This is a genomic window from Mesorhizobium sp. B2-7-2 (genome assembly GCF_006440775.1).
In the GTDB taxonomy this organism is placed as follows: Bacteria; Pseudomonadota; Alphaproteobacteria; order Rhizobiales; family Rhizobiaceae; genus Mesorhizobium.
Map to the genome: position 1 here is coordinate 37398 of NZ_VFTZ01000023.1, position 24829 is coordinate 62226.

26 protein-coding genes and 1 other RNA gene are annotated in these 24829 nt (G+C 63.7%); 14 read left to right on the top strand and 13 right to left on the bottom strand.

What is annotated here, in order from left to right:
• Window positions 1-105 precede the first annotated feature (105 nt).
• Entirely contained in the window at window positions 106-1227 is a 1122-nt protein-coding gene (locus FJ425_RS25290) for a beta-ketoacyl-ACP synthase III (RefSeq protein ID WP_140726790.1), read from the top strand.
• Here FJ425_RS25290 and FJ425_RS25295 read toward each other — a convergent pair.
• The gene (locus tag FJ425_RS25295) at window positions 1224-1790 is read right to left on the bottom strand and encodes an isoprenylcysteine carboxylmethyltransferase family protein (RefSeq protein WP_140700618.1); all 567 of its coding nucleotides are present in this window, start codon (window positions 1788-1790) and stop codon (window positions 1224-1226) included. The two genes, FJ425_RS25290 and FJ425_RS25295, sit on opposite strands and share 4 nt — an antisense overlap.
• A gap of 92 nt (window positions 1791-1882) precedes the next feature.
• Window positions 1883-2302, bottom strand: coding sequence for a hypothetical protein (locus FJ425_RS25300; RefSeq protein WP_140630849.1), 420 nt, complete (start codon window positions 2300-2302; stop codon window positions 1883-1885).
• A gap of 102 nt (window positions 2303-2404) precedes the next feature.
• On the opposite strand from FJ425_RS25300, the gene FJ425_RS25305 reads away from it, so the two are divergent.
• Window positions 2405-3073 carry a TetR/AcrR family transcriptional regulator gene (locus FJ425_RS25305; RefSeq protein ID WP_140726793.1) on the top strand — a complete coding sequence of 223 codons (669 nt, stop codon included), beginning with the start codon at window positions 2405-2407 and terminating at the stop codon, window positions 3071-3073.
• Window positions 3048-3665 carry an MOSC domain-containing protein gene (locus tag FJ425_RS25310; protein ID WP_140726796.1) on the top strand — a complete coding sequence of 206 codons (618 nt, stop codon included), beginning with the start codon at window positions 3048-3050 and terminating at the stop codon, window positions 3663-3665. The genes FJ425_RS25305 and FJ425_RS25310 overlap by 26 nt, the downstream gene beginning before the upstream one ends.
• Window positions 3666-3702: 37 nt before the next feature.
• On the opposite strand, the gene FJ425_RS25315 is transcribed toward FJ425_RS25310, so the two are convergent.
• From FJ425_RS25315 to tsaA, 3 genes are all read right to left on the bottom strand, one after another.
• Complete coding sequence (locus FJ425_RS25315) at window positions 3703-4542, bottom strand: SDR family oxidoreductase (RefSeq protein ID WP_140726800.1); 840 nt, start codon at window positions 4540-4542, stop codon at window positions 3703-3705.
• A gap of 145 nt (window positions 4543-4687) precedes the next feature.
• Window positions 4688-5002 carry a DUF2293 domain-containing protein gene (locus FJ425_RS25320; RefSeq protein ID WP_140545726.1) on the bottom strand — a complete coding sequence of 105 codons (315 nt, stop codon included), beginning with the start codon at window positions 5000-5002 and terminating at the stop codon, window positions 4688-4690.
• The gene (tsaA, locus tag FJ425_RS25325; RefSeq protein ID WP_140726847.1) at window positions 4999-5505 is read right to left on the bottom strand and encodes a tRNA (N6-threonylcarbamoyladenosine(37)-N6)-methyltransferase TrmO; all 507 of its coding nucleotides are present in this window, start codon (window positions 5503-5505) and stop codon (window positions 4999-5001) included. Before tsaA ends, FJ425_RS25320 begins: the two co-directional genes overlap by 4 nt.
• Before the next feature lie 140 nt (window positions 5506-5645).
• On the opposite strand from tsaA, the gene FJ425_RS25330 reads away from it, so the two are divergent.
• Both FJ425_RS25330 and metF read left to right on the top strand, forming a co-directional pair.
• Entirely contained in the window at window positions 5646-6668 is a 1023-nt protein-coding gene (locus FJ425_RS25330) for a metalloregulator ArsR/SmtB family transcription factor (RefSeq protein ID WP_140726803.1), read from the top strand.
• Window positions 6668-7585, top strand: a complete 918-nt coding sequence (gene metF / locus FJ425_RS25335; protein ID WP_140545724.1) for a methylenetetrahydrofolate reductase [NAD(P)H] — start codon at window positions 6668-6670, stop codon at window positions 7583-7585. The genes FJ425_RS25330 and metF overlap by 1 nt, the downstream gene beginning before the upstream one ends.
• 371 nt (window positions 7586-7956) lie before the next feature.
• On the opposite strand, the gene FJ425_RS25340 is transcribed toward metF, so the two are convergent.
• Window positions 7957-8877, bottom strand: a complete 921-nt coding sequence (locus FJ425_RS25340) for a DMT family transporter (protein ID WP_140700610.1) — start codon at window positions 8875-8877, stop codon at window positions 7957-7959.
• 211 nt (window positions 8878-9088) lie between these two features.
• Here FJ425_RS25340 and FJ425_RS25345 point away from each other — a divergent pair, with 211 nt between their 5' ends.
• Window positions 9089-10309: an alanine racemase gene (locus FJ425_RS25345; RefSeq protein ID WP_140726806.1), complete on the top strand. Its 1221-nt coding sequence runs from the start codon at window positions 9089-9091 to the stop codon at window positions 10307-10309.
• Between the two features lie 159 nt (window positions 10310-10468).
• On the opposite strand, the gene FJ425_RS25355 is transcribed toward FJ425_RS25345, so the two are convergent.
• Together FJ425_RS25355 and FJ425_RS25360 are read right to left on the bottom strand one after the other, a co-directional pair.
• Window positions 10469-11647 (bottom strand): lytic murein transglycosylase, encoded by a 1179-nt coding sequence (locus FJ425_RS25355; RefSeq protein WP_140700607.1) that lies wholly within the window; start codon window positions 11645-11647, stop codon window positions 10469-10471.
• Between the two features lie 183 nt (window positions 11648-11830).
• Window positions 11831-12622, bottom strand: a complete 792-nt coding sequence (locus FJ425_RS25360; protein ID WP_140544494.1) for a GH25 family lysozyme — start codon at window positions 12620-12622, stop codon at window positions 11831-11833.
• A 291-nt stretch (window positions 12623-12913) separates the two neighbouring features.
• Here FJ425_RS25360 and FJ425_RS25365 point away from each other — a divergent pair, with 291 nt between their 5' ends.
• On the top strand, window positions 12914-14296 hold the full coding sequence (locus FJ425_RS25365) for a serine hydrolase (RefSeq protein WP_140630874.1): 1383 nt from the start codon (window positions 12914-12916) through the stop codon (window positions 14294-14296).
• A 25-nt stretch (window positions 14297-14321) separates the two neighbouring features.
• Here FJ425_RS25365 and FJ425_RS25370 read toward each other — a convergent pair whose 3' ends face one another.
• The 5 genes from FJ425_RS25370 to FJ425_RS25390 all read right to left on the bottom strand — a co-directional run bounded on the left by FJ425_RS25370 (window position 14322) and on the right by FJ425_RS25390 (window position 20668).
• Complete coding sequence (locus tag FJ425_RS25370; protein ID WP_140630878.1) at window positions 14322-14630, bottom strand: HigA family addiction module antitoxin; 309 nt, start codon at window positions 14628-14630, stop codon at window positions 14322-14324.
• 8 nt (window positions 14631-14638) lie between these two features.
• Entirely contained in the window at window positions 14639-14935 is a 297-nt protein-coding gene (locus tag FJ425_RS25375) for a type II toxin-antitoxin system RelE/ParE family toxin (RefSeq protein ID WP_140630880.1), read from the bottom strand.
• A 95-nt stretch (window positions 14936-15030) separates the two neighbouring features.
• The gene (locus tag FJ425_RS25380) at window positions 15031-15696 is read right to left on the bottom strand and encodes a class I SAM-dependent methyltransferase (protein WP_140544488.1); all 666 of its coding nucleotides are present in this window, start codon (window positions 15694-15696) and stop codon (window positions 15031-15033) included.
• Window positions 15693-16991, bottom strand: coding sequence for a DUF3419 family protein (locus tag FJ425_RS25385; RefSeq protein ID WP_140630882.1), 1299 nt, complete (start codon window positions 16989-16991; stop codon window positions 15693-15695). Before FJ425_RS25385 ends, FJ425_RS25380 begins: the two co-directional genes overlap by 4 nt.
• Before the next feature lie 44 nt (window positions 16992-17035).
• Complete coding sequence (locus tag FJ425_RS25390; RefSeq protein ID WP_140630885.1) at window positions 17036-20668, bottom strand: hydantoinase B/oxoprolinase family protein; 3633 nt, start codon at window positions 20666-20668, stop codon at window positions 17036-17038.
• A gap of 174 nt (window positions 20669-20842) precedes the next feature.
• Between FJ425_RS25390 and FJ425_RS25395 the strand changes: the two genes are divergently transcribed.
• The 7 genes from FJ425_RS25395 to FJ425_RS25425 all read left to right on the top strand — a co-directional run bounded on the left by FJ425_RS25395 (window position 20843) and on the right by FJ425_RS25425 (window position 24825).
• Window positions 20843-21055: a hypothetical protein gene (locus FJ425_RS25395; RefSeq protein ID WP_140544482.1), complete on the top strand. Its 213-nt coding sequence runs from the start codon at window positions 20843-20845 to the stop codon at window positions 21053-21055.
• 135 nt (window positions 21056-21190) lie between these two features.
• Complete coding sequence (locus FJ425_RS25400; RefSeq protein ID WP_140544480.1) at window positions 21191-21910, top strand: DnaJ family molecular chaperone; 720 nt, start codon at window positions 21191-21193, stop codon at window positions 21908-21910.
• Window positions 21907-22692, top strand: coding sequence for an N-acetylmuramoyl-L-alanine amidase (locus FJ425_RS25405; protein ID WP_140630890.1), 786 nt, complete (start codon window positions 21907-21909; stop codon window positions 22690-22692). Before FJ425_RS25400 ends, FJ425_RS25405 begins: the two co-directional genes overlap by 4 nt.
• 167 nt (window positions 22693-22859) lie before the next feature.
• Window positions 22860-23561: a lytic transglycosylase domain-containing protein gene (locus tag FJ425_RS25410; RefSeq protein WP_140630893.1), complete on the top strand. Its 702-nt coding sequence runs from the start codon at window positions 22860-22862 to the stop codon at window positions 23559-23561.
• A gap of 135 nt (window positions 23562-23696) precedes the next feature.
• Window positions 23697-24093: RNase P RNA component class A (gene rnpB / locus FJ425_RS25415), an RNA gene on the top strand.
• 157 nt (window positions 24094-24250) lie between these two features.
• A complete protein-coding gene (locus FJ425_RS25420; RefSeq protein ID WP_140630896.1) occupies window positions 24251-24535 on the top strand; it encodes a type II toxin-antitoxin system ParD family antitoxin in 285 nt (94 codons plus the stop codon).
• Complete coding sequence (locus FJ425_RS25425; RefSeq protein ID WP_140630899.1) at window positions 24532-24825, top strand: type II toxin-antitoxin system RelE/ParE family toxin; 294 nt, start codon at window positions 24532-24534, stop codon at window positions 24823-24825. The genes FJ425_RS25420 and FJ425_RS25425 overlap by 4 nt, the downstream gene beginning before the upstream one ends.
• The last annotated feature ends 4 nt before the right edge of the window (window positions 24826-24829 follow it).

Consider the following 24829-nt stretch of genomic DNA (forward strand, 5'->3'; position numbering starts at 1 on the left):
AATGCCAGCGGTGGTTGTCGAATTAAGCTGGAATAAACCGGGCAAATGCGACAAGTGTAGCGCCTCGCCTCGGCACAACTTGCCGCCCCCTCGGACGGATTGGACATGCATCGCGTCATCATCAGCGGCATCGGCGCCGAAATCCCTGAACCCGTCATCACCAATGAAGAACTGGTCGCAAGCTTCAACAGCTGGGTCGACACCGAGAATGCGCGCCGCGCCGACACCGGCGAGCCGCTTTTGCAAAAGTCGGATAGCGACTTCATCGTGCATGCCTCCGGCGTGAGAAGCCGCCATGTGATCGAGCGCGAGGGCATCCTTGACCCGACCCGCATGTCGCCGCGCATTCCGGCGCGGCCGGACGACGCGCTGTCGCTGGAGGCGGAGTTCGGCCTCGCCTCGGCCAGGAAGGCGCTTGCCCATGCCGGGGTCGATGGATCGGACATCGACCTGGTGATCTGCTCGGCCTCGCATCATCAGCGGCCCTATCCGGCGATCGCCATAGAGATGCAGGAGGCGCTGGGAACCAAGGGCGCCGGCTTCGATATGGGGCTTGGCTGCTCTTCCGCCGCGGCGGCGCTGCATGTCGCGGTCAACCTGGTGAGGGCAGGGGCGCACAAGCGCATCCTGGTGTCGACGCCGGAGATCATCACCGGCCATCTCAACTTCCGCGACCGGCAGACGCATTTCATCTTCGGCGACGCCTCAGTCGCCATGGTCGTCGAGGGACTGGCGCAGGGCGAGAAGCGGCCGGGGCGTTTCGAGGTGCTCGACACGCGCACCTGGACGCAGATGTCGAACAACATCCGCACCAATCTCGGCTATTACACGCGCACCGCCCAGGACGATCCTTACATGATCGACCTGGGGGGCAATCTCATCAAGCAGGTCGGCAACAAGGTGTTCAAGGAAGTCACGGTCGCCGGCCAGAAATTCATCGTCGAGTTCCTGGCCGAGCACGGGCTGACGCCGGCAGGCATCCGCCGCTTCTGGCTGCATCAGGCCAATGCGCGCATGAATGCCATGATCCTGAAATTGTCCTTCGGCCACGACGTCGACCATGACCGCGCGCCGATGGTGCTGGAGCGGCTCGGCAACACCGCCGGGGCCGGCGCGATCGTGGCGCTGTCGGAGAACCATGCCGACATGAAGGCCGGCGATTTCGGGCTGATCTGCGCCTTCGGCGCCGGCTATTCGATCGGCGGCGCGCTGCTCAGGATGCTTTAAGCCGGCGCGAGGGGCACCAGCATCGGCACGCGCCTGGCGTAGTCGTCATAGGCCGGGCCGAGCTCGCCGCGCAGGAAGCTCTCTTCCAGCCGCGCCTTGACGACGACGCCGACGAGCAGCAGGCCGGCGCCGGCAACACCCCATAGGGTGCCCTTGACCGCCATGGTCGCCAGGATGGACAGCAGCAGTCCCGTGTAAATCGGATGGCGGACCAGGCCGTAGGGGCCGGTATCGACGACGCGATGATCAGCCTTGGCGGTGACGTTTGCCGACCACAGGCGGCCGAGATGCAGGCGCGCCCACCAGGCGAAAGCGATGCCGATGGCGATCAGGGCAACGCATATCCACGCTTCGGCAAGCGTCGGCGTCCACAGCCGCAGCCGGCCGGCATAGCCGTGCGCCGGCACGAACAGCAACACGGTGCCGGCGAGCCAAAGGACCCGATAGCGCGCCTCCGACTTGAGATCGGCGCGCTTTTGCGCTGGATCTGCCCAGGCAGCGGCAAGGAGCCAGGATACCACCCAGAACAGCCAAAGCGCCGCTACAGCGTGTCCAACCTGCATGATCGAGCCTCTCGTCTGCCACGCGTTTAAGTCCGCGCGGCAGGCGAAAGAAGGTCGAAGTCGGTAAGAATGTCGTGATCAAACCGGTGCCGTCACGCTGCGGCCATCGCCGCCGCGACAAGCGCCTCGCCCGAATATTGCCGGCCGCCGATACCCCAACCCCCGTCGGGAGCGTTGAGGATGTTAATCCAGGTGTTCTCGGGCTTGTGGCCCGGCACGCAACATTCGTCGACGATCCTGGCGGCTGCGGCGATGAAGGCCTCGCGCGCCTCGTTGGTCGCAAGGCCGATATTCGGCAACTTCAATTCCACCATGACGACAGGACGATTGGCGCCGCCAGCATAGATGCGATCGATCGGCAGGATATGAACCGTTCCGCCGACGATTGCGGTGAAGAATGAATTCCCGGTGGCTCCGGAGGCCTCGATGAGCGCGGCGCTGAGGCGAGGCAGGATTTCGCGCTCGCCCGCTGCGCTCAGCACGCCCTCGGGCGCGGTCACGGTAATCGGCATGTTGGTTCTCCTTCGTGCTGCGGATGGTTCCGCTTGTCAGGTTACGTATTGATTGTTACGTTATCCAAAAGAGTCGAGTCAACAGGTTTCGTATCGATCACTATGGAAAATTCTGAGAAGTCTCGCGGCGGCAGGCCGCGGGCGTTCGACCCGGAGGCCGCGCTCGACGCGGCCATGCATCTGTTCTGGGAGCATGGCTATGAGGCGACCTCGCTTGCCATGCTGCGCAAGGCCATGGGCCTGACGCCGCCGCAGATCTACAATGCCTTCACCGACAAGGAGACGCTGTTTCGTCGGGCGCTAGCGCGCTACCACGAAAGGGAGGTCGGGTTTGCGCTCGACGCGCTTGGCGCGCCGGTACCGGTCAAGGAGGCGATCCGCTTGCTGCTGATGGGCGCGGCTGAGGCCTACACCCGGCCGGGCAAGCCCGGCGGCTGCCTTTTCATCAGCGGTGCGCTGGCGACCTCGCCGCAGGCGCAAGCCATCGCGGACGAGCTCAAGACATATCGCAAGGCGACCGAAGCGGCGATCGCAGCGCGGCTGGGCAAGGGCCAAGAGGCCGGCGAATTGCCGGCGAATCTGTCCGTCGAGCGATTGGCCAAATACCTGACCGGAGTCATGCACGGAATGTCGATCCAGGCGCGTGACGGCGCTTCGGCAGAGGACCTCAGGGCTTTGGCCGGGATCGCTCTTGCCGCCTGGGCAGCCGAAATGCGAAAAGCGGCCGACTCAAATGGCGAAACCGATGCCAGACCTGTTCTCCACGATTGAAACGCCCGTCGAGATCGTGCCGGGCCGCAAGCTGACGGCAAGGGCAGCGGCGCTCTATGCCGCTCCGCATGACCATTTCGAGACGAGGGCGGTCGAGGAACTGCAGCTTGGCTTCGACGGGATCGCCGGCGACTTCCATGGCGGAACAACGCGGCGTTCGGGCGGGCGCGAGCCATGGTATCCGCGCGGCACCGAGATGCGCAACGAGCGGCAATTGTCGCTTGTCGCGGCGGACGAGCTCGCCATCGTCGCGCAACGCATGGGGCTCGAGGAGATCAAGCCGGAGTGGATCGGCGCCAATCTTGCGGTCGAGGGCGTGCCGCATCTTTCGATGCTGCCGGCCGGCTCGCTGATGTTCTTCAAGGGCGGCGTGACGCTCAAGGTCGACGGCCAGAACAAGCCGTGCCGCATTGCCGGACAGTCGATCGCCGAGCATGTCGGCGCCGTGGACCACGACGCCACGGCGCTGCTCTTCCCAAAGGAGGCGAAACGGCTGCGCGGCCTTGTCGCCTGGGTCGAGAAGCCGGGCGTCATCAGGGCCGGCGAGGAAATTTCCATCCGGGTGCCGGAGCAGTGGATTTATCAGGCCTGAGGCCACGCCGCTGAAGCAGCGTGGCCGGCGTTTTTGATTAGGCTTTGCGGTTCTTGTTGGCGCCCTGCGCCATTACCGACACATGGTCCCACTTTTCCCAGGTGGCGATGCGGTTGGCATATTCCTGCCGGATCATCGGCAGGCCGCCGTCGCCGAAGAAGACCCTGAGCGGCGGCTCGGCTGCATCGACGATCGCCAGCATCGCCGGGCCGGTCGCTTGCGGATCGCCGGCCACGGAACGGCCGCGACGCTCGGCCATCGCCGCGCGGACGGGCTCATAGACATCCAACGGCTTGGAAACCTTCGCCGACGGTCCGGCCCAGTCCGTGGAAAAGCCGCCCGGCTCGACAAGGGTGACGTGGATGCCGAAGCCGGCGACCTCCAGACTGAGCGACTGGCTGAAGGCTTCCAGCGCCCATTTCGAGGCGTGATAAAGGCCGAGCGAGGCAAAGGCGTTGACGCCGCCGATCGAGGAGATCTGGATGATGTGGCCGGAGCGTTGCGCCCGCATGACGGGCAGCGCGGCCTGGGTAACCCAAAGCGCTCCGAAGACGTTGGTCTCGATCTGGTCGCGCGCTTCCTGCTCGGTGACCTCCTCGATGGCGCCGAAATGGCCGTAGCCGGCATTGTTGACGACCACGTCAAGCCGGCCGAAACGCCCGTGCGCCTCGGCAACAGCGGCGTCGACGGCTTGCTTGTCGGTGACATCGAGCTTCATGGCAGCGACCTTGTCGCCATATTTCTCGACGAGATCGGCAAGCGTGCCGGCATTGCGCGCAGTTGCGGCGACGCGATCGCCGCGGGCGAGCGCGGCCTCGGCCCAGACGCGGCCAAAGCCCTTCGACGATCCGGTGATGAACCAAACCTTGTCAGTCATGATCTGTGATCCTTGCCCAGAGGGCGATGAATTCGGAGGGATAAACGGAGGAATCTCCGTTTATCCCATGTACGGCGCCGCCGCCGTTTTTCCAGAGGCGGCACCCGAATTAATTGGCGGGATGCGGCATAGAGGACGCAGGCGTCTATTCGTCCTCCTCGTCTTCCTCGAGCAACCGTGTCGCCCGCCAACGGGTGAGCACCTCATTGGTCCGCCTGATGACGAAGAAGCGCGCCGAATCCCGGTCGTAGCCTTCGGCCAGCAGCTTTTCGTAATCGGTGTGGACGTGGCGGACATGGGCGATGGTGGCCAGCCACACCGCGATTGTCGGCGGCAAGCTCTTCATGTGCACCGAGCCGGCTTCGGCGCGGATTTTCTCCATGTCGGCATAAGGCGCGAGCGGCAGCAGCGCGGTCAGCGCCTTGGCGATGGCGCGGCGGCGACCGGTTGGGGCGCTCATTTCTCGTCGCGCCCGGCGATCGTCGCTTCGGGGAAGGCATCCGTGGAAGCGTAGTAGGGCTTGATGTCGATGACCGGCGTGCCGTCGAGCACGTCGATGGCGTCGATCTCGATCCGGCCGGCCGCGATGTCGAGCGCGACGAGCTTCGCCACATGCAGGCCGACAGGATTCGGCCGGGCAGGGGAGCGCAGCGAGAAAACGCCTTTCGCTTCAGCCGCATGGCGCGGTTTCTGCACAATCAGATTCCGCGGCGCGTGATGGAGCCAGGACAGGATGACGAGGTGGCTGGCGCGTTCCAGGTTTTGCAGCCCCGGGCGATAGGGCTCGTCGATCAGGATTGTCACGGGTCGCCCGGTTTCCCGGGCGGCGCGCATGTTCTTGGGGCAATCCTCGCGACTGACCCAGGGTGAGACGATGCGGCCGATGAAGACGACATGGCCGTCCGGCCGCAACTGTGCCGGGTCGGCCGCAAGAAGCATTTCACCTTCGCGCGTCTCAAACATCCTGTTCATCCCGCGGAGAAACCGCCTGCCGGCGCGGATCACGGCTGCGCCATTTTCTTGTCCGGAAGCGACATAGCACTTGCCACGGTTTCAAAATCGACATAAACATATCTTTATATCTTTCAACGAGAAACTCGCGCATGCATGTCTCACTCGACACGATGGTAGATACATTGAAGGCGGCGGCCGAATCCAGCCGGCTGCGCATCCTGGTGCTGCTTTCGCGCGGGGATCTCACCGTCTCCGATCTCACGGAGATCCTCGGCCAGTCGCAACCGCGCGTCTCGCGGCATCTGAAGCTGCTGCTCGATGCCGGGCTGATCGGCCGCTACCAGGAAGGGTCCTGGGCCTTCTTCAGGCTGACCGATACGGATAATTCGCGCGATTTCGTCCAGCGTCTGGTCTCGGCCATAAGCGAGGCCGATCCGCAGGTGGTGCGCGATCTCGAGCGGCTGGCGGCGGTGAAGCGCAAGCGGCAGGACCGGGCGGCCGAATATTTTTCCGAGAATGCCGCGAGCTGGGATCACATCCGCTCGCTGCATGTGCCGGACCGGGCGGTGGAAGCGGCACTCATCAAGCTCGTCGGCAAGCGACCGTTCCAGTCCATGCTCGATCTTGGCACCGGTACGGGCAGGCTGCTCGAAATCTTTGCGCCGCTCTACCGGCGCGGCGTCGGCATCGACATGTCGCGCGAGATGCTGAGCGTGGCGCGCGCCAATCTCGACAAGGCCGGCATCGCCAATGCGCAGGTACGCCAGGGCGACATCTTCTCGCCGCCGGTCGAGCGCAACGCCTTCGATCTCGTCACAATCCACCAGGTGCTGCACTATCTCGACGATCCCGCGCGCGCCATCGCCGAGGCGGCGCGGCTGCTCAGGCCATCAGGCCGGCTGATCGTCGTCGACTTCGCGCCGCATAACCTCGAATTCCTGCGCGACCAGCACGCGCACATGCGGCTCGGCTTTTCCGACCGGCAGATGTCCGACTGGTTCGCCGACGCCGGCCTCGATCTCGAGGACAGCCAGGAATTCGAGCCGCGTGGCGGCAACGAGGCAAGGCTTACGGTGAAGCTCTGGCTCGGCCGCGATCAGCGACTGCTGATCGCCGATCCATCCAATGACCCGCTGCCTGCCAAGGCATATCCAATGGGGGAAACAGCCTGATGAACCAGTTCCGCTTTTCCCGCCGCCCCGACATCGGCGACAAGGTCCGGGTCTCGTTCGAATTCTTCCCGCCGAAGACCGACGAGATGGAAGTGAGGCTCTGGGACACGGTCACCCGGCTGGAACCGCTCAAGCCGAAATTCGTCTCGGTGACCTACGGCGCCGGCGGCTCGACCCGCGAGCGCACGGCGCGCACGGTCAAGCGCATCTTGAACGAGACGACGCTGACGCCTGCGGCGCACATGACTTGCGTCGATGCCGCGCGCGATCAGGTCGACACGGTCATTCGCGAATTCGCGGATATGGGCGTCAAACGTTTCGTCGCGTTGCGCGGCGATCCGGCGGCCGGTGTCGGCGCAAGTTACCACCCGCATCCCGATGGCTATGCCAATGGCGCCGAACTGGTCGGGGCGCTGAAGAACGCCGGCGATTTCGATATCTCGGTCTCCGCCTATCCGGAAAAGCATCCGGAAAGCCCGGATTTCGCCACCGACATCGATATGCTGAAACGCAAGGCCGACAATGGCGCGACGCGGGCGATCACTCAGTTCTTCTTCGACAACGACCTTTACGAGCGCTATGTCGAGCGGGCGCGCCGCGCCGGCATCTACATCCCGATCGTGCCGGGCATCCTCCCGGTGCATAATTTCACCCAGGTCGCCAATTTCTCGTCGCGCTGCGGGGCGCTGGTGCCGGCCTGGCTGGCCGAGCGCTTCGAGGGGCTAGAGAACGACCCGCAGACGCATGCCCTCGTGGCCTCCGCCGTGGCCGCCGAGCAGGTGCTCGACCTTGTCGAGCGCGGCGTCGGCGACTTCCATTTCTACACGATGAACCGCGCCGACCTCGTCTTTGCCGTCTGCCACATGATCGGCATCCGCTCGCATGAGACGGAGGCGGCGGGTTCGGCCGCCGCCTAGGGCAGGCTGCAACGGAAAAGGCCGGGTAGAACCCGGCCTTTTCGAACTGTTTGGACTATATCTCGGTACTGGTCTTCCCGGCTTTGGCGGGTCAGGGAAGAACACCTATGATAAGGGCACCGATGAATGCGAATGCGGCACAAATCATCAACGCGTTGATCGGCCTCGTCAGTCCCATGCCATAGCCTCCTCTTCAGAGCTATGGCCGGAATCTAGAGTCATTTGGGTTACAGGCAAGCGGAAAACGTGCTGCAATGCGACATGATTGTGGGATTTGCGACTTCCGATTTATCGTTAGCCGTTGAAACTCTTCGGCAAAAGCCGCCTCAAGCGTTGTGAATAAATTGTGGCGGAGCCGTGGCATGACACCGCTACCATCGGCCCAACAGGCGACCGTCTATGGTGACCAGGCCGAGTCCGATCAGCGTCATGCCGCCGATTTCGAACAGCGCCAGGCGCTCGCCGAGGAACAGGAAGCCGAGCAGCACCGCGCTCACCGGCACGACCAGGGTGACCAGCGAGGCATTGGTGGCGCCGGCCGAAGCGACGAGGTTGAAATAGAGGATGTAAGCAAAGGCGGTTGAAAGCAGCGCCAGGCCCAGAACCGCGGCCCAAACGGGCGGCGAGACCGAGAAAAGCCCCGCAGGGCCATACGCAATCAGCACGAGCGGGATCATGATGATGGTCGATGCGGTCAGCTGTCCGGTGGCGATGACGGGCGACGGCACGCCCTTGAAGCGGCGCGCGATCATCAGGGCGACGGCGTAGGAGATCGAAGCGCCGATCAGTGCGAACTTGGCCCACACCGGTCCGCCAAGCCCGGCAAGCAGGCCAGGTCCGATCATCACCGCGGTGCCGGCGACACCGAGCGCGATGCCGGCGAACTTGTTCCAGGACAGCTTCTCGTCGGTGGTGAGCGCATTGGCCAGGATCAGCGTCCAGAACGGCGTCGTGGCGTTGAGCACCGAAGCGACGCCGGCGCCGAGCTGCGTCTGGCCGGCGAAGATCAGCGAGAAGGGCACGACATTGTTGGTGAGCGCCAGCAAGAAGAACAGGCCGGCATGCGGGAAGGCGAGCCGGAACGAAGGGCCGCGGGCTGCCAGATAGAGGTGAAGTGCCGCCGCGGCGATGGCGACGCGGAACAGCACCAGCGCCAGCGGATGTATCTCGGAAACGGCGATGCGGGCAAAGAAGAACGAACCGCCCCAGATCGCGCCGAGCAGGAGAAGCTGCGCCCAATCCTTGAGCGTCATCGCTCCGCGCGTCGGCGCGGCGCCGGCCGTAATCGACATGTCCTGTTCCTCCCCGGGGCCGATCGCAACCTCGGCCCGTCAAATACCCCAAGAACCGATATCCGCAGGCAAGGGCCACCCGAAACATGACCAATGGTTTAGCGTCGCCAAAATGTGCAACAGGCCGCTCCGGATCGCCAAGACACAGAACTGTTTTCTTTGGCGGCTAGCTAGGATTAATTGTGCGCGCTCCAGACCTGAGGATTCGTCCATGCAGCGATTCGAAAATGCCCGTGAGGCGGCACTGGCGCTTCGTCCCGACGACCCGGTCTACTGTTTCCGCCCGCAGGTGCTGAAAGCGGACGCCTTGCAGTTCATGGGCATGTTTCCCGGCAAGACCGCTTATGCGGTCAAGACCAATGGCGAGCAGATCGTTCTGAAGACGCTGGTGGAAACCGGCGTCAGCGCCTTCGACGTCGCCTCGCCCGGCGAGTTCGCCGCCGTGCGCGCCGTCTCGCCCGACGCCGAGATGCTCTACATGCATCCGGTCAAGGCGCAGTCGGACATCAAGCTGGCGCTTGAAAAATACGGCATCCGGGTGATCTCGCTCGACCATGAGGACGAGATCGCGAAGCTGACGCGTGTGGTGCGGGCGCTCGATATCGATCCCGGCGCTCTCACCGTCTTCGTGCGCATCCAGACCAAGGGCCATGCGGCTTACGAACTGTCGAAGAAATTCGGCGCCGGGCCCGCCAACGCGGTGGAGCTTGCCGAGCGGCTGAACCGCACCGGCTATAAGGTCGGCCTCTGCTTCCACGTCGGCAGCCAGATCGAGGATCCGGATACCTATGAACGCGCTCTCGCCTCGGCGGACTGGGTGCGCAACCGCCTGACCTTCGACATCGCCGGGCTCGATGTCGGCGGCGGCTTTCCCGCCGAATACGGCCATGATCCCAATCGCAGGCACATCGAGATGCCGTCGCTCGGGCAGTTGATGTCGCGGCTGGCCGGCGACCTTAAAGAATATCAGTTCGACCAGATGCCCTTGGTGGCCGAGCCCGGACGCGTGATCGTGGCGCGGTGCCTGTCGCTGATCGTGCGCGTGCTATTGCGCAAGGGCAAGCGGCTCTACATCAATGACGGCATCTGGGCGTCGCTGTCGGATTCATGGACGGGCAAGATCACGCTGCCGGCGCGCTTCATTCCAGATCCCGCGATCCGTACCCGCAACGGCAACGAGAACACGATCGTGCCGTTCAAGGTCTGCGGCGCGACCTGCGATTCCGTCGATATTCTGTCCCGGCCGTTCTGGCTGCCGGAAACGGTCGACACCGGCGACTGGATCGAGATCGGCCATATCGGCGCCTACTCGCTGTCGCTCAGGACACGCTTCAACGGCTTCTACCCCGATACGTTCGTCGAAGTGACGACACCGTTCGACGAGGGCGATGCACCGCAGGGCTTTGCGAGCTTGGAGACGATGGCGGATTGAGTTCCCCCTTCTCCCCTTGTGGGAGAAGGTGTCGCCGAAGGCGACGGATGAGGGGTGCTCCAGGGAAAGCCAACGTCTCACCCCGCTGGAACACCCCTCATCCGTCTCGGCGCTGCGCGCCGATCCACCTTCTCCCACAAGGGGAGAAGGGAAAGGGCGCTACAGCTTCGCCAAAAGCTCGGGCGTCGGCCAACCGTCGACCGGCAGGCCAAGCCGCATCTGCTCCTTGCGGACCGCCTCGCGCGTGTTGGTGCCGAGGATGCCGTCGACGGTGCCGACGTCGTAACCCTTGGCCTCGAGCTTGGTCTGCAGCGCCTTCATCTGGTCGCCGCTCAGGCCTTGCTCGGGCGTGCGCGGATCGAATTGCGGCGCGCCGGCAAGGCGGGTCGCAAGCACTGCCGCCGTCAGCGCGTAGGTGAAGGACTGGTTCCATTCCAGATAGACGTCGAAGTTGTCATAGGTCAGGAAGGCGGGACCCTTGCGGCCCATCGGCAGCGCCAAGCCAGCCTTGAGACCATTGTCGATGAGCGGGTTGCCGTTGGGTTCGGTGACGCCCCATTGCGCCCATTGCGACAGCGGCAGCTTGTTGGTGCGGCCGGTCTGGTCCCATGGCATCTCGTCGGGGACGCGCACTTCCTGGACCCAAGGCTGGTCGCGCTTCCAGCCGCGCGACATGATCTTGTCGGCCGTGGTCATGATGACGTCCGGCACGCTGTTCCTCAGATCGACCTTGCCGTCTCCGTCGCCGTCGACACCTCGCGCCAGATAGTCGGTCGGCAGGATCTGCGTTTGGCCGATCTCACCAGCCCAGGCGCCTTTGACGTCGGCCGGCAGCACGCCGCGGTCGATCAAGGTAAGCAGCGGCACCAATTGCTGCCGAAACAGCTGAGGACGGCGGCAATCATGCGAAAGCGTCACCAGCGCATCGAGGGTGTGGAAGTCGCCCTGGACGGCGCCGAAGTCGGTTTCCAACCCCCAGAAAGCCGCGATGATCGCCGGCTGTACGCCGAACTCCTTGTCGGCGCGGTCGAAGGTTTCGGCATATTTCTTCAGATTGGCCGCACCCTGCTTCAGGCGGTAGGCCGAAATCATGCGGTTGGCGAATTCGGTGAAAGTCTGGGTGAAGACGCCCTGGGCGCGGTCGCGCGCCAATGCCCGCTGGTCGATGGCGGCGTCCTCCAGCGCGTCGAGCCCGACGGCGCCGACGCCGGCTGCCTTGGCTTCTGCCGCGACACCCTGTTTCCAGGCCTCGAAATCGCCGCCGCATTCCTGCGCCGCCGCGGGCAGCGCAAGCGCGCCGACGAAGAGCGCCGCCAGGATTTCAACGCGCAATCGCATCGCTTTCCTTTCGAGACCGGCGCATGACCCGATCGCGACCCCGGACGGGATCGGACGGGCGCATGCGAGGATTTCAAAGCTCAGGAGTCTTGCCAGGCACTCGCACGAGTACGCCGCTCCAGATTACCAGCGGTTGCATGTTTCGCCGCCCGCCGTGTCGAAAAGCAGGCGCGGCGGCCGATGTCAACGGGTGTTCTGCCGCAGCCACTTCTTCCAGGCGGCTTCCGAGCCGTTGAAGACGTTGATGTCGGATTTGCCGGTCATGCCGGGCACGATACCGGTGCCGGTGTACTGCCAGAAGGTGAAGGGGTGGCTGCCGTATTTCTCGCGCGGGTGGCCGGCGACCGAGCGCAGCCAATAGGGATAGCCGCGGAAGGTCGCCAGCTGGTTGTCGTCGAAGAAGTCGAGCGAGGTGTAGATGATCGGCTTCTTGCCATAATAGCGCTCGACCATTTGCAGGAAGACGGTCATCTCGCTGCGCACCGTGGTGGGGTCGGGGCGCAGCCTGCAGGTCGGCGAGTTCGGGTTCCATTCCATGTCGAGCACCGGCGGCATTGCCGACGGGTCTCTCGGGACATTGGCGATGAACCAGCGCGCCTGGGTTTCGGCCGGCGTGCAGAAGTAGAAGAAATGATAGGCCGCGCGCGGGACGCCGGCCGCTCTTGTACGCGCCCAGTGCTCGTTGAAATAGTCGTCGAAACGATCGCCGCCCTCCGTCGCCTTGATGAAGGCAAAGGAGATGCCGCTGGCCCTGGCCGTCGGCCAGTCGATCGAGCTCTGGTATTTGGAGACGTCCGTGCCGTGGATGGCGTAGGTCCATGGCGCGCCGCTGTCCCACTCATGCGGCTTGGAGTCCTCGAATTTGGGCGCGCGCACGGCAACCGCCGGCGACGACGGCGACAATGGTGAGAGGTCCTCCACGGTCGAGCAGGCGCCCAGCAGCGTAAGCATCAGGATGGCCGCAAGACGGCGCATGATCTTCCCCGAGCCGGGATCAGCCGGCCGCTGATGGGTCCTTCATTGATGGTGGTCGCTTTCGCAGGCCCCCCTCCGGACGATCGCCCCACAGGACCGTCCCGATTTATTCCGTCTTCCAAATCGTTGTCCCAAAACCGCTGCGCACTTTTGGGCGACATGGAATCATTTGATCGCCGAACATGGTTGATAATCCATTGACGGCGCTCGACGATGCCGGCGATTTTGCGGAAGCAATGGCGGCAAATCGATGACATAAATCGAGCCGGCGAATCCAAAAGGCGGGGAAAGATGCGGGCTGTCGTGAAGTTCATCAAATGGCTGGTTGGGCTTGTGATCCTGGCGGTGGTCGCGCTCTTCGCGTGGCTCTATTTCGCGCCGCCGGAGTTGATCCGCGTCGGCTCCGGCTACTCGGCCAAGATCGTCTGCTCGAATGTCTTCATCGCCGGCCGCGACGCCAAAGAGGTCTTGGCCGTCGATGTGCAGGCACCAGGCCATCCGCTGCTCAAGCTGATGAAGGTCTCCGTCGACAAGGAGCGGGGGCTGGTTTCGGCCGGCCTGCTTTGGGTTTTCGGCAAGAGTGTCGCGGTCGAGCGCGACGGCGTCGGCTGCGCGTCGGTTGCCGACGGCGACACCGGCAAGGCAAGGCAGACGTCGCTGCGCGCCGCGCCGCCGGCCGCGGCGCAACCCGACGCGCTCTGGCCCGATGGCGAGCGGGTCGATGCTTCGCAGAATCCCGAGGTCGCGAAGATCGTCGACGATGCCGCGATGGCCGGCACCGGCATGCGCGCCATCGTGGTGGTGAAGAACGGCCGGGTCGTCGCGGAGCGCTATGGCGAGGGCTTTTCGGCCAAGACGCCGCTGCTCGGCTGGTCGATGACCAAGACGGTGAATGCCGCGATCGTCGGCACGCTGGTCAAGGACGGCAAGCTGGCGCTCGATAACAAGGGCTTGTTCAAGCCGTGGAAGGCCGACGGCCGCGCCGCCATCAGCCTTGCCGACATGATGGCGATGTCGAGCGGGCTGGCGTTCAACGAAGATTATGGCGACGTCGCCGACGTGACGCGCATGCTTTATCTCGAGCCGGACATGGCAGGCTTCGCCGAGGCCCAACCTCTGACCGGCGAGGTGGGAAAAGTGTTTTCCTATTCGAGCGGCACGGCGGTGATGCTGTCGCGGCTATGGCAAGATGCGATCGGCGACAAGGCGAAGGCGCTGGCATGGCCGCGCACGGCGCTGTTCGAGCCGCTCGGCATGCATAGCGCGGTGCTCGAGACCGACGAGCAAGGTACCTTCGTCGGCTCGTCCTATCTCTACGCCACGGCGCATGACTGGGCGCGCTTCGGCCAGTTCCTTCTGCAGGGCGGCGCCTGGAACGGAAACCAGATCCTGCCTGCCGGTTTCGTCGACTGGATGCGCGAGGCCGCACCGGCCTCAAAGGTGTATGGCAAAGGCCAGGTCTGGATCGAGGGGCCGGGCGATGAGGAAAATGCCGGCGCAGGCGTCGCTGCAGGCCTGCCCAAGGACACCTATTGGATGGAGGGCCATGACGGACAGACGGCTGCAATCATTCCGTCCGAGCAGTTGGTGGTGGTGCGGCTTGGATTGACGCCGGCCAAGCTTGGTTATCGTCCACAAGCGATGGTCAGCGCGCTGGTGAAGGCGCTCCATTAGAGGCGTGGCGGTCAATCGCCGGCCTCTATGCGGCGGTCGGCAAAGGCTTGGCGCGATCCACGCGCGCCCGCTCGTCAGGCGAGTTCATGACTTGCCAAAGATCGCTGCGGCGCTGGACGTTCAGCCAGAAATCCGGGCTGTTGCCGAACACCCGCGCCAATATGAGCGCGGTCGCCGCGGTAATGCTGCGGCGATCGTTGCACAATTCGTTCACATGCTTGCGCGGGACGCCCATTGCCTCGGCCAGAGCGGCTTGCGTCAAGCCAAGCGGGTGCATGAACTCCTCCGCGAGGATTTCGCCAACCGTTGCGGGCTTGCGTGCGGTCATCAACATGTCTCACCTCACTTGTAGCTGTGGTCGTCCAAGTAGATGTCCGATGCCTCACCCCGACCGCCATCCCAGCGGAAAACCAATCGCCATTGCTTGTTGACCCGTATGGAATGAAAGCCTTCGAGATTTCCGCGTAACTTTTCGAAGTGGTTGCTGGGCGGCACTCGCAAATCCTGGTCGGCGGCAGCGTCGTCGATCATCTGGAGCTTGCGAAACAAGCGGCTTTCGAGATCGGACGGAATGTTACGGGAGTGATCGTCGTTCACGAAGAAGGCCCGCAGCCATTCATCTCTAAATCCGACGATCATCACATGTTTCCAAGCAGGGTCAATGTACCACCCTTTGGGTCATGGCGCAATTGTTGATTGCGTTCGCTACGGCCACAGGCGTCAAATTGCAAAATTCAGTGGGCGATCTTGACTATGGCCAGCCAGGCGTATCCGCGATAAAGCGTTCTGAAACGGAAGGTTGCGCCGGTGCGCTGCGATTCCGATTCAAGCACGTCGCGAAGCGAGGCGCGCGGCGCGACATGGAATTTCCGCAGCCAGCCACGCAGCAGGGCGCGGAACCAGCGCGGCAGGCCTTCCTGCTGGCCGAAGTCGACGACATGCAACGAGCCGCCGGGCGCAAGCGCGGCGAGCGCGGCCGAAACCGTCTTTTCCCAGCTGGGGATCATCGACAGGGAATAGGACACGAACACGCGGTCGAACTGCGCGATGCCGAAGAGCGCCCTGGCATCGAAGTCGGTTGCGTCGCCACGCGCCAGGCTGACCTTGGCGGCGAGGCCTTCGCGAGCAATGGCCGCGCTAGCCGTCTCCAGCATCTCGGCCGAGATGTCCAAACCGAAGAAGCGCGCATCCGGATAGCGGCGGGCGGCAAGCGCGATGTTGCGGCCGGTGCCGCAGCCGAGCTCCAGCACGGTGCCGCCTTGCGGCACGTCCAATCCGTCGATCAGCCGGTCGCGGCCGAGCAGGTAATATTTGCGGGTCAGATCATAGATATGGCGCTGCCAGCGGTAGACGCCGTCCATCAGTTCGGCATGGCCGGCCGGCAGCTCCGTCGTGCTCATGCTGCCCGCTTCACATAGAGATGGAAGCCGCCATAGATCGCCGAGCGGTCTTTTGCCGCGAATTCGCGCGAGGCGTCGGCCTCGTAGGTCCACTGGTCGAGCAGCGAGCTGGAGACACGGCCGGGCAGGAGGCTCGGTTCGGCCGCGGTGCGGAAGATGACGCGGGCGCCGGCCGAGGCCGTGCGGGTGATCTCGGTCCACAGCGCATTGAGCAGGTCGTCGGTCATCCAGTCCTGCGCGTCGAGCAGGACGAAGCGGTCGACGGTGCCGGCGTCCTTGGCGCCCAGGAACTTGATCAGGTTGGCGTGGTGGATGGCGACGCGATCGATGTGGTCGCGGATCGTCTTGTAGTTGTTCTGTTCCAGATAGGCAGGCAGCGCCGCCTCGCCGGGCTGCGGATAGCGGCGGGCAAAGGCCTGCCAGGCGAAGTAGTTGTTCTTCAGCGGGAAATCGCAGGCGAGCTTTTCCAGCCGTGCCTTCAAGACGCTCGCCATCGAGCCGTCGCCGGATGTGATCAGCGAGTCATACTGTGCCGGCGGGATGCCGAGGCCGAACAGCGAAGCCTTGCGCGAGGTCGCCCAGCGCAGCAGCTTCTTGTCGAACACCGGCGCCAACTCCTCATTGAAGAAGCGGCGCTGCTCGCCAATGTTCTCCGCCTTCATGATGCCGGCCGGATCGACACCAAACAGCTTGCCGACGCGATGGCCCATGGCGATGAAGAGGCCGAGCAGGCCGGTCTGGTAGAAGTTGCGGTCGAAAACCGAGATGCGGCGGCGGCCGCGCCAGTTGCGGCGCTCCCAGTAATGGCGGCTCACTGGATCGAGATGCGGCGCGATGAAGCGATCATAGGCATCCGAATTGTGTCTGGTGCCGGCGGCGCCGAAGAAACGGAACAGGTCGCCCTGCGACGGCAGGTGGCGCACCGCTTCCAGCTTCATGCGGTTCAGCGCGACATGCGCGGCATTGAGATCGACGGCCTCGATCCGGGCCGGCGTGCGGGTCAGGTAAGCCAGGATGTTGCAGCCGCCCGAGGCGATCGTGACGACGCGATGGCCGGCGCCGAGCTGCATGGCCTCCATGTCGACATCGGGATCTTCCCAGATCTGCGGATAGACGAGGCCGGAGAACAGGAAGGCGAAGAGCCGCTCGGAAATGCCGTCCTTCGACAATGCCCGGTTCTGGTAGACGGCCTTTCCGACTTCCTTGCCTCGACGATAAACGAGTTCTCCGGATACGTCCGACATCGAAAGGTGATTCCCCGTTTGCTTTGGCGCAAGCGGGTAGCGCAGCGGCATGACAGGCAGGTGACAGCCTGTTGACGGCAGGTTGGCGCCAATTGCTACGCTTTGCCGAACGCTCCCGGCGTCGGCGTGGTGACGATGACGGCCTCGCCGGCATCGAGCGTGGTCTGGTCGCAGGCCTTCAAGACGTTGACCGAGCCGTCATTGCGCCTGACCTTGGTCGAGCCCGCCTCGCCGTCACCGCCGCCGTCGAGGCCCTGGGGCGGGCGATTGCGGTGCGAGGACAGGATCGCGCATTCCATCTTTTCGAGGAAGCGGATCGTACGCCTGGTGCCGTCGCCGGCATTCCACTTGCCCTTGCCGCCGGAGCCCTCGCGGATATGGAAGTCTTCCAACACGACGGGGAAGCGCAGTTCCAGCACCTCAGGGTCGGTAAGGCGCGAATTGGTCATATGGGTGTGGACGCCGGACGTGCCGGCGAAGCCGCGCCCGGAATTCATCCGGCCGGCCGGCGAGCCGGAGCAGATCGTCTCGTAATACTGGTATTTCTTGTTGCCGAAGGTGAGGTTGTTCATCGTGCCCTGGGCGTTGGCCATCGCGCCCATCGCGCCGAACAGCGCGTTGGTGACATGCTGCGAGGTCTCGACATTGCCGGCGACGACGGCAGCAGGATAGGACGGTTTGAGCATGCAACCATCCGGAATAACGATGTTGATCGGCCTCAGGCAGCCGGCATTCATCGGGATCATGTCCTCGACCATGACGCGGAACGCATAAAGCACGGCGGCGCGGGCGACGGGCTCCGGCGCGTTGAAGTTGTTCTTCATGACAGGCGACGTGCCGGTGAAATCGACGGTCGACTCGCGCTTTTGCCGATCGACGGTGATCTTCACCCTGATCACCTGGCCGGTGTCGGTGCGATATTCGTAAGCCGCGCTGTCGGGAAGTCGCTCGATCACGCGGCGCACGCTTTCGGCGGCATTGTCCTGCACGTGGCCCATATAGGCCTCGACCACGTCGAGCCCGAAATGCACGATCATCTTGCGCAGCTCCGCCACACCCTTTTCGTTGGCGGCGATCTGCGCCTTCAAGTCGGCGATGTTCTGGACGGGATTGCGGGCCGGATGAGGATGGTCGGTCAGCAGCGTCTCCAGCTCCTTCTCGCGGAAGCGGCCGCGATCGACGATGCGGAAATTGTCGAACAGCACGCCTTCCTCGTCGACCGTTGTCGCAAGCGGCGTCATCGAGCCCGGCGCGGTGCCGCCGACATCGGCGTGATGGCCGCGCGAGGCCGCCCAGAACAGGATTTCCTTGCGGGCGTCGTCAAACACCGGCGTCACCACGGTGATGTCGGGCAAATGCGTGCCGCCATTATAGGGCGCGTTGAGCGCGAAGACGTCGCCGGGATGGATATCGCCGGAGTTCAGGCGGATGATTGTCTCCACCGAACGGTCCATTGAACCCAGATGCACCGGCATATGCGGCGCGTTGGCGACCAGCGCGCCATGGCGGTCGAACACGGCGCAGGAGAAGTCGAGCCGTTCCTTGATGTTGACCGAATAGGCGGTGTTCTGCAGCGTCACGCCCATCTGTTCGGCGATCGACATGAAGAGGTTGTTGAAGACCTCCAGCATCACCGGATCGGCCTCGGTGCCGAGTGCCGCGGCACGCGCCTTTCTTTCTGTCCGGCGTATCACAACGTGATTGAGATCGGTGATTTCGGCGCGCCAGCCCGGCTCGACGACGATGGTCTGGTTCGGCTCGATGATAAGCGCGGGCCCGGCGACCGTGTGGGACGGCCGCAGGCCTGCGCGACGATAGACGCCGGCCTCGTGCCAGCGGCCTTCGGTGTAGATGCGCCGGCTTTCCAAAGGTTTGGCGTCAATTCCTGCCGGTCCGGCGGGCGCTGGGGCTTCAGCCTTGTCCTGTCTGGCGGCTTCCATGCCTTCGACGGCGACGGTCTCGACGACGATCGGCTTATCGTCATAGACGAAGCCGAACTGCGCCTTGTGCGCGGCCTCGAAATCGCTTCTGGCGCGGAAGATCGAGCCATGCTCGAAATTCACCGGCAGCGCCGTATCGGTGCCGTCATAGCGGATATGCAGGACAGGCCTCGTTGAAACCTCGTCCCCGGCAATGCCTTGCTCGCCGAGCTCGGCAATGACATCGCCGCGCAGCGCCGCGATGAGCGCCTCGATCGCCGCGCGGGATTCTTCGGCAAGCGGCTGCAGCAGACCCTGTTGGCGCGAGGCGAAGACCGACGAGAGGCCGATGCCGTAAGCCGAGAGAAGGCCGGAGAAGGGATGGATGAGCACCGCTTCCATGCCGAGCGCATCGGCGACCAGGCAGGCGTGCTGGCCGCCGGCACCGCCAAAACAGTTCAGGAGATATTCGGTGACGTCATAGCCGCGCTGCACCGAGATCTTCTTGATGGCGTTGGCCACGTTCTCGACGGCGATGGTGACAAAGCCTTCGGCGACCGCCTCGGGCGTCCGGCCGTCGCCGATTTCGGCGGCAAGCGCCGCGAATTTTTCGCCAACCGTGCCGATGTCGAGCGTTTGGTCTTGGTCCGCGCCGAAAATCGCCGGAAAGAAATCGGGCTGCAATTTGCCGAGCATGACATTGGCATCGGTGACGGCGAGCGGGCCGCCGCGGCGGTAGGCGGCAGGCCCGGGATTGGCGCCGGCGGAATCCGGGCCGACGCGGAAGCGGCCCGCCTCATAGTGCAGGATCGAGCCGCCGCCGGCGGCGACGGTGTGGATGCGCATCATCGGCGCGCGGATGCGCACGCCGGCGACCTCGGTGTCAAAGGCGCGCTCATATTCGCCGTCATAGTGGGCGACGTCGGTCGAGGTGCCACCCATATCGAAGCCGATGACCTTTTCGAAGCCGGCGAGCTTCGCCGTCTCGACCATGCCGACGACGCCACCCGCCGGTCCCGAAAGCAGCGCGTCCTTGCCCTGGAACATGTCGGCGGCGGTGAGGCCGCCCGACGACATCATGAACATCAGGCGCGGGCCGGCGCCCAACTCCCCGGCCACCCGCTGCACATAGCGCGACAGGATCGGCGACAGATAGGCGTCGACCACGGTGGTGTCGCCGCGGCCGACCAGCTTGATGAGCGGAGAGACCTCGTGAGACACCGAGATCTGGCTGAAGCCGATCTTGCGGCAGACTTTCGCCACGGCCTTTTCGTGGTCCGGGTATTTCCAGGCGTGCATGAAGACAATGGCGACCGCGTCGATGCCGTCGGCTTTCGCCTGCTCGATCGCCGAGCGGCAGGCCGCGATGTCGAGCAGGCGCTCGACGCAGCCGTCGGCGCGCACGCGTTCATTGACCTCGATCACCCGCTCGTAGAGCTGCTCCGGCAGGATGATCTCCTTGGCGAAGATATCCGGCCTTGCCTGATAGGCGATGCGCAAAGCGTCGCGGAACCCCTTGGTGATGAGCAGCAGCACACGGTCGCCCTTGCGCTCGAGCAGCGCATTGGTGGCAACGGTCGTGCCCATTTTGACGTCGCCGATCGCATCGGCGGAGATGGCGGCGCCCGTTTTCAGGTCCAACAGGTCGCGGATGCCTTGGATAGCAGCGTCCGAATAGGCCTCGGGATTTTCGGACAGAAGTTTTCGGGGGTGCAGCCGGCCTCGCGGATCACGGCCGATGATGTCGGTGAAAGTGCCGCCGCGGTCGATCCAAAAGTCCCATTTCCCAGTCCCCACGGCTGCCGGCATTCTGCTTATCCATAATCTCTTTGGCATATGTTGTGTTAGTTCGGGATTTCGGCGCCAGCAATCGCAAGTTGATGTTACACGTGGAAATGCAACGTTACGAAACCGGCAGCTGGCTGATGCATTTCCCCTGCGACCGCTCACCGAAATGTGAGCGTCTGTTGAAGGAGAGATAGCATGAAGAAGCTCATTCTGGCGTCTGTTTCGGCGCTCGCCCTGCTGGGGGTCGCGGCTTGCAGCAACAGTGGCACCGGCACTGACAACACCACCACCCAGAGCACCAATCCGCCGGCCAACGAACAGCCGATGAAACCGGCTTCGCCCGACGCTTCGAAGCCTGCTGAACCGGCTCCGGCAACAAAACCGGCTCCTACCGCGCCTGCGCAGTAAGGGGCCGTCCCGCAATATCGAAGAAGGCCGGCACTGCCGGCCTTCTTTTTTGCGCCGTCGATCCCACGCATCGCCGGTCAACTGCGGCATCGTCCCGGCTTGATAGAACCGCCCGGTTCGCACTATGAAGCCGATATGTCGATTTGGGACCGCCTTGGCGACTTCATCGCTCGTGTTTCGTCGTCGGCGTCCACGGGCGTCGCGGACGTCGTTGAAGCCGTGCGCACCGTGTTTTCCGGCGATCCGGACTTGCGCCGGCGCGTTGCCTTTTCGGTGGCGATGATCGCGCTCTCGGCCAAGATGGCCAAGGCCGACGGCATCGTCACGCAGGACGAGGTGCGCGCTTTCCAGGAAATCTTCGAGGTGCCGCCGAGCGAGACGCGCAACGTGGCGCGGCTTTACGACATCGCCAAGCAGGACGTCGCCGGGTTCGAGACCTACGCCCGGCGCATGGCGCAACTCTGCGGTTCCGGCCATGCCAACTGCATGATGCTGGAAGATATACTCGACGGCCTATTCCATATCGCCAAGGCTGACGGCCTGATCCATGAGCGGGAAGGGCAGTTCCTGCATCGGATCGCGGAGATTTTCCGGATCGATGAGGCGCATTACGAGACGATCCTGTCGCGGCACGTCAATCTCGGCGCCGCCGATCCTTACGTCGTACTGGGCATCGAGCGCGGCAAGCCATTCGAGGAAATCAGGAAGCGCTACCGCAAGCTGATCTCGGACAATCACCCCGACAGGTTGATCGCACGCGGCTTGCCGCAAGAATTCATCAAGATCGCCACGACCAGGGTCGCGGCGATCAATGCCGCTTATGAGATGATCGAGCGGGGCCTCAGGCACGCATGAGCGGTTTCCTGCCCGACCAGCCAGGTGCCGAGGTCCGGGTGTCGCCGAATTTCGGTCCGCGCCGCGAGACGCTGCGGCCCGACATGATCGTGCTGCACTATACCGGCATGGCAACCGGCGCCGGCGCCGAGGCGTGGCTGTGCGATCCGGCAAGCGAAGTGTCCTCGCATTATCTTGTCCATGAGGACGGCCGCGTCGTCCAGATGGTGCGCGAGAGCGATCGCGCCTGGCATGCCGGCAAGAGCTCCTGGCTCGGGCGCACCGACATCAACTCCTGCTCGGTCGGCATCGAGATCGTCAATCCCGGGCATTCACTGGGCTACAAGCCCTTCCCGAGGCGGCAGATCGATGCCGTGATCGATTTGTGCGCGGGCATCGTGGGCCGTTATTCCATCCCCGCGACGAGGGTGCTTGCCCATTCCGACGTGGCACCGGGCCGCAAGGTCGACCCGGGCGAAAAATTTCCGTGGAAGGCGCTGTTCGCGGCCGGTATCGGTCACCTCGTACCGGCGGCGCCGATAAAACCGGGCACCGCGTTGAAGGCCGGCGACACCGGCTCCGATGTCGAGGCGCTGCAATCGATGCTGGCGCTCTATGGCTATGGTATTGAGATATCGGGTATTTACGACCGGCAGACGGAAATGGCGGTAGCGGCGTTCCAGCGGCATTTCCGGCGGCGGCTGGTGGATGGCGTGGCCGACAATTCGACGATCCGCACGCTGCAGAGGCTCCTGACTTCCGTCACGGCAGCCTCTGCCAATAATCGCGATAAGGTCATTTAAATTACAACCTGTTATTTAAAGTGAATTGCGCCGCCTTCATTGCCGCCAATTCCGCCGCCAAATGCCTCTCCCGCAAGTTGTTGGACGTCTAGCCTCTCTGATGCTCCGATGTTGAATTGACACAACTGCGTGAAGTTCTTCGCGCGGTTCTAACAGAACAGGATTACATGCAGAAATTGACCGTTGTAGCGGCAGCCGTTGCTGCCGGAGTAATAAGCTTTGCCTTCAGTCCGGCAAACAGCGCCCCCTTAAGCCTCAGGGCAGACAATGGCCTCCCCGTCGTCCCAACGACCAAGGCTGCCCCAGCGAGCAAAGCGCCAAAGATCAAGAGAGCTCCGGCTAAGGTGCAGAAGGCCGCCGCGACCAGGGCGGCGAAATCGACGGCCAAGCGCGCCAAGCGCGGCAAAAAGACGATCGATCTCACCACGACAGCCTCGATCCCCACGGGCCAGATCGCTCTGGCGACACCCGCCGCACCCGGCGGCGGCCAGTATTCGTCGATCATCGCCCGCTATGCCGCGAGCTACGGCGTGCCGGTGTCCCTGGCCAAGGCCGTCATCAAGATCGAAAGCAACTACCGGCCGAACCTGGTCGGCAGCGCCGGCGAGATCGGCCTGATGCAGATCAAGCCGGCCACGGCGCGCATGATGGGTTACACCGGTTCGGCCAAGGGGCTGTTCGATCCCGACACCAATATCAAATACGGCATGAAGTACCTCGCCATGGCGCAGGGTCTCGGCGGTGGCACCACCTGCGGCACGATCCTGAAATACAATGCCGGTCACGGCGCGACGCGGATGAATCCGATTTCGGCCGCCTATTGCAGCAAGGTGAAGGTGCAGATGGCAGCGCTGGGTTCGCCGGCCTAAGCTCGTCCGCCGAAGTGGATCTGGGCGACGCGGGTCTGTTTCAGCACGTCGTTGTCCCAAACCGCTGCGCATTTGAGCGATGGCAACAGCTTTTTCGTTTGCGTTTTCAGGCGGGAATCCCTTTATACGCCCTTGTCAGCTGGCCGGGCGGCCGCGCCCGCGCGTGCCGAAAGGTTGCGGGTGAGGAAAGTCCGGGCTCCATGGAGACACGGTGCCGGCTAACGGCCGGCGGGGGCGACCCCAGGGAAAGTGCCACAGAAAGCAAACCGCCGCGGCTTCGGCCACGGCAAGGGTGAAAGGGTGGGGTAAGAGCCCACCGCGCGACTGGCAACAGAAGCGGCAGGGCAAACCCCACCGGGAGCAAAACCGAATAGGGGCGGTACGAGGGGAAACCTTCGAGGGCTGTTTCCGGCCCGCCGTCCGGGTAGGTTGCGTGAGGCGCGTGGCAACATGCGCCCAAGATGAATGGCCGCCACGTTCTCGCCGCGAGGCGAGGGCCATACAGAACCCGGCTTACAGGCCAGCTGGCATTTTTCTCGTAGCGACAGCTGAACGGGATCAGGAAGTTACGCCGACAGGCGTATCTTCCGATTCAAGCATTCTGCAAGACAGCTTCCGCGGTGGTCAAACCTGTTTCTTGAAGCTGGTGCGATTAAATCGTACTATCGAGGGAAAAGCAGGAGCCTGTCATGGGTCAGGTCGATAAACGCAGCATCACACTTTCGCCGGAACTGGCGGCCGCGGTCGACGACGTCGTCGCGGCGGGCGAATACGCCTCGGCCAGCGAGGTGATCCGCGATGCGCTCAGGCAATGGAAGGAGCGACGCGACTTGCTTGGCTACAGCGTCGAAGAGCTGCGGAAACTGGTGCAGGAGGGGATCGACAGCGGGCCGGCCCTCGACGGCCCGTCTGTCATTGAACGAGCGCGTGCCAAATATCGTAAGATGGCTGAAGCGAAGGGCTTCGAAGAGTGAAATATCGGCTGCTTCCTCAAGCGGCGGCCGATCTCGAAGACATCGGCGACTACATCGCCAGCCATAGTCCCAATGCCGCGGTCCGGTTCGTAGACGACATGGAGAGGAGGTGGAGCTTGCTCAGCCTGCATCCCTTTTCAGGTGCTCCGCGCGACGATATCGCGCCCGGTATCCGCCATCTGGTGGTTGGCGAATACCTTACCTTGTACCGGGTTGGTCACGATGCGGTCGAGATCGTCCGCGTATTACACGGTCGGCGCAAGATCGAAGCGGATGATGTGAATCCGTGACAGG